Raw genomic sequence first — 4,260 nt, forward strand, 5'->3', positions numbered from 1 at the left:
TTTCTACAACAAGCGTCGTCGTCATTCTTATAATGCTTATTTATCTCCTGAAAAATTTGAGATTCAAGAACAGATAAAGGCCGCTAAACAAAATGAACAGGCAATGAGAAAAGTCATTTAACGAGACATTGTGATGATGTTTATTCGTACTTTGAATCAATATCATCACAATGTTAAGCCAGTCATCGACTGGCCAATTAACCTAATTAAGGTGTCCATTTTCTTGACATAACTCCAGTTAGCACCCGCTCACGCAGTAAATAGATTTCAGTTCGTCCTATTGTTCTCAAACCACACATTATTTAACGGAAAAAGCAAACAGAGCAGAAGCATTATGACAATGCCTGCTCTGTTTGCTTTTACTTATTTTACTTATTTTAATATACTGAATTTTAAAGGTTCCACTGCTTATTATCTCATTAATTCGCTACGATGTTAACTAGTTTCCCCGGAACTACAATCACTTTACGAACGGTCTTACCTTCTAAAAGTTCTTGGATTTTCTCGTCACTCAATGCCATCGCTTCAAGGTCTTCTTTGGAAATGGTTCTGGAGGTCTGATTCTTGGCACGGACTTTTCCGTTGATTTGGAAAACGACTTGAACTTCATCTTCAACCAGTTTCGTTTCATCAAAAGTTGGCCAAGGCTCATACGCGATGCTTTCCTCTGATCCCGTTAATTTCGTCCAAAGCTCTTCACCTAAGTGAGGCGCAATTGGAGCTAAAAGTATCACGAATCCTTTTAGATATTCAAGCGGCAAGGTTTTAGCTTTATAGGCTGCATTGATGAATATCATCAGTTGAGAAATAGCCGTATTAAATTGAAGAGCTTCGTAATCTTCGGTCACTTTTTTCACGGTTTGATGATAGACAACTTCAAGGGATAGATCATTAACTGTGGTAATGCGGTCCCTCAATTTATCGTCTTCGTCGATAAACAAACGCCAGACACGGTCCAGATATTTACGTGCACCCTCTAGACCATCTTCGTTCCAGGCAATCGCTGCATCGAGTGGTCCCATAAACATTTCATAGAGTCTGAGTGTGTCTGCACCATATTTATTTACAACATCATCGGGATTGACAACGTTCCCTTTGGATTTAGACATTTTCTCATTGTTATCACCTAGTATCATTCCCTGGTTATACAGTTTCTGGAAGGGTTCTTTGGTTGGAACTAAGTCTAAATCGTATAGGAATTTGTGCCAGAAACGCGCATAAAGTAAATGCAGAACGGCGTGTTCTGCTCCGCCAATATACAGATCCACTGGCAACCATTTTTCCAGTTTCTTCGGATCAGCCAGCATATCTTTGTTATCAGGATCAATGAAACGCAGGAAGTACCAGGAACTGCCAGCCCATTGTGGCATGGTGTTGGTATCGCGCTTGCCTTTCATGCCTGTTTTTTCGTCCACCACATTGACCCAGTCGGTAATGTTTGCCAGTGGTGATTCTCCTGTGCCGGAGGGTTTGATTTCGGTTGTTTTCGGTAGAATCAGCGGTAATTCTTCTTCAGGAATCGTTGTGGTCGTGCCGTCTTCCCAGTGGATCACCGGGATCGGTTCGCCCCAGTAACGTTGACGTGCAAACAACCAGTCTCTTAAACGGTACGTTATTTTCCTTTCACCGAGTTTTTTCTCTTCAAGGAAAGCAATCATCTTGTCTATGGCTTCTTCTAATCCCAAGCCGTTAATGAAGTCTGAATTGATGTGTTTACCATCACCAACAAATGCTTCTTTATCCGGTTCAGCGCCTTCAAGGACGGCACGGATCTCCAAGTCGTATTTTTGTGCGAATTCATAGTCACGTTCATCGTGAGCAGGAACGGCCATAATTGAGCCTGTTCCATATGAAGCCAGGACATAATCCGCGATCCAAATCGGCATTTCTTCTTTTGTGACCGGGTTGATCGCATAAGCACCGGTGAAGACGCCTGTTTTGTTTTTGTTTAAATCTGTTCGTTCCAGATCGGATTTTTTATCGGCTTCTATACGGTAGGCTTTAATTGCATCTTTCTGATCGGCTGAAGCAATTCTATCCACCAAGTCAGACTCTGGAGCGAGTACGGCATAAGTTGCGCCGTACAGCGTATCAGGTCTCGTAGTAAAGACAGCGAAGGATTCGTTTGAGTCTTTTACATCAAAAGTGATTTCCGCCCCTTCGGACTTCCCGATCCAGTTGCGCTGCATATCTTTGATGTGTTCAGGCCAGTCCACGTCTTCCAAATCTTCAAGTAGTCGGTCCGCATAGGCTGTTATTCTAAGCATCCACTGTTTCATTGGTTTACGGTAAACGGGATGTCCGCCACGTTCGGATTTGCCGTCAATGACTTCTTCGTTGGCTAAAACGGTCCCTAATTCCGGACACCAGTTGACTGGAACTTCTGCCTGATAAGCCATATCTTTTTCCATCAGTTTTGTGAAGATCCACTGCGTCCATTTGTAATACTCAGGATCCGTTGTGTTGATTTCTCTATCCCAATCGTAACTGAATCCCAAAGATTTGATTTGACGTTTAAAGGTCTGAATGTTTTTCTCGGTGAATTCAGCTGGATCGTTTCCGGTGTCCAAGGCATACTGTTCTGCCGGTAAGCCAAAAGCGTCCCAACCCATCGGGTGCAGAACGTTAAATCCTTGTGATCGTTTGAGGCGAGAGATGATATCTGTTGCCGTGTAGCCTTCCGGATGTCCAACGTGTAACCCCTGACCTGACGGGTATGGGAACATATCCAAGGCATAAAAGCATTCCTTGTCATCGTCTTCCGTTGTTTTAAAGGTATGATCCTGCTGCCAGAATTTTTGCCATTTCGTTTCTATTTCGTGATGATTAAAAGACATCTTTTTCTCTCCTTTTTTGTTTTACCCAAATTCCCATTATTCGCTATGGGTTACAATAACTATTATAATAAATCGACCAATAAAAAAAGCCTATGAAATAGCAGTAAACTGCTATTTCATAGGGCGTTATTATCGCGGTACCACCTATATTTGTCGCTCACTATTTAAAGAATACCAAGCAACCTCACTAACCTTAACGCGGATAAACGTCTTTAAGCGCTCTTTCACTTAAAGCTACGGTTCTTGTCGGCGAGTTCAGTTGACGTCTTGTGTGTTTTCACCACCCACACACTCTCTAAATCAGACCGTCTTACTTACTACTCCTACAACGTATTTTAATGTTAACCTAATCATACCAAAGCTGGTAGTAAGCCGCAACTTTATATTTAAATAGAGTTAGATGTCTAGATCTAAAGTTTGACCTAAAGAGACTAATACGAAAACCAGCTGCTCTAAGAGCAACTGGTTTCGTTTGTTTATTTTGAAAGAGTCAGACGCTGGTTTACAAAGATCAAGTCACTGTTTAAGTTGTTCAGTGCTTTGATTTCACTTACCGTTACGTTAACGTCTTTGGAGATATGAGACAAGGTATCGCCTGCTTTTACTGTATACGATTCAACTGTAGATACAGTTTCAAATGTTACCGACGTTACTACTGCTGTAGCCGTATTTTTCACTGTCAGCTTCTGATTGACAAAGATAATGTCGCTTGTCAATTTATTCCATTCTTTTAATTGACTGATCGTTACATTGAATTCTCTGGCAATTCCGGATAATGTATCACCGGATTTGACTTGATAGGTTACGTCAGATACTTTTTCAGGTGTGGTAGGTGATGCGACCGTTTCTTTAGGTTGAGTTGAACCGCTTTGAACGACGGTTAACTTCTGACCCACAAAAATGCGATCTGCATCAGTAATGTTATTCCAGTCTTTCAGTTGAGCAAGCGAAACGTTGTGAGTACGTGCAATGACACTTAACGAATCACCCGATTTAACAGTCACTGTATTTTCAGTGGTGGGTTTAGTCTCTGCGACAAGATTCTCAACTTTAGGTTCTTCTTTTACTAGTGTTGTACCCTTAAGGTATAATTTCTGACCCACATAGATAACATCTCTATTCAGCTGATTATCTGATAAAAGTGATGCAACGGTTGTACCAAAACTCCTGGCAATATGCCCTAACGTTTCTCCCGCTTTCACAGTATAGACAGAGGCAACCGTTTCTGCTGGTTTAGCAGGTTCTACCGGTTTTGCAGGTTCAGGTTTTGTTTCCACTACTTGGCTGCTTGATACCGTTAACTTCTGATTCACTCGGATCAAATCGGAAGTTAGGTTGTTCTGTTCTCTAAGTTGAGATACCGTCATACTGAATTGTCTAGCAATGTGCCCTAATGTATCTCCCGCTTTCACAGTATAGACAG

At 41.7% G+C, this 4,260-nt stretch carries 2 protein-coding genes; both read right to left on the minus strand.

Annotation, left to right across the window (positions count from 1 at the left end):
- Window positions 1-419: 419 nt before the first annotated feature.
- Complete coding sequence (leuS, locus tag AX762_RS10940; protein WP_071849172.1) at window positions 420-2,837, minus strand: leucine--tRNA ligase; 2,418 nt, start codon at window positions 2,835-2,837, stop codon at window positions 420-422.
- Between the two features lie 476 nt (window positions 2,838-3,313).
- Window positions 3,314-4,260 (minus strand): LysM peptidoglycan-binding domain-containing protein (locus AX762_RS10945; RefSeq protein ID WP_143139362.1); only part of this gene is annotated, 947 nt, incomplete at its 5' end.

This window comes from Alkalibacterium sp. 20, assembly GCF_001885615.1.
In the GTDB taxonomy this organism is placed as follows: Bacteria; Bacillota; Bacilli; order Lactobacillales; family Carnobacteriaceae_A; genus Alkalibacterium.

Coding starts and splice junctions, on each gene's coding strand:
- leuS (WP_071849172.1), bottom strand. CDS start 2,837: ATGTCTTTTAATCATCACGAAATAGAAACGAAATGGCAAAAATTCTGG.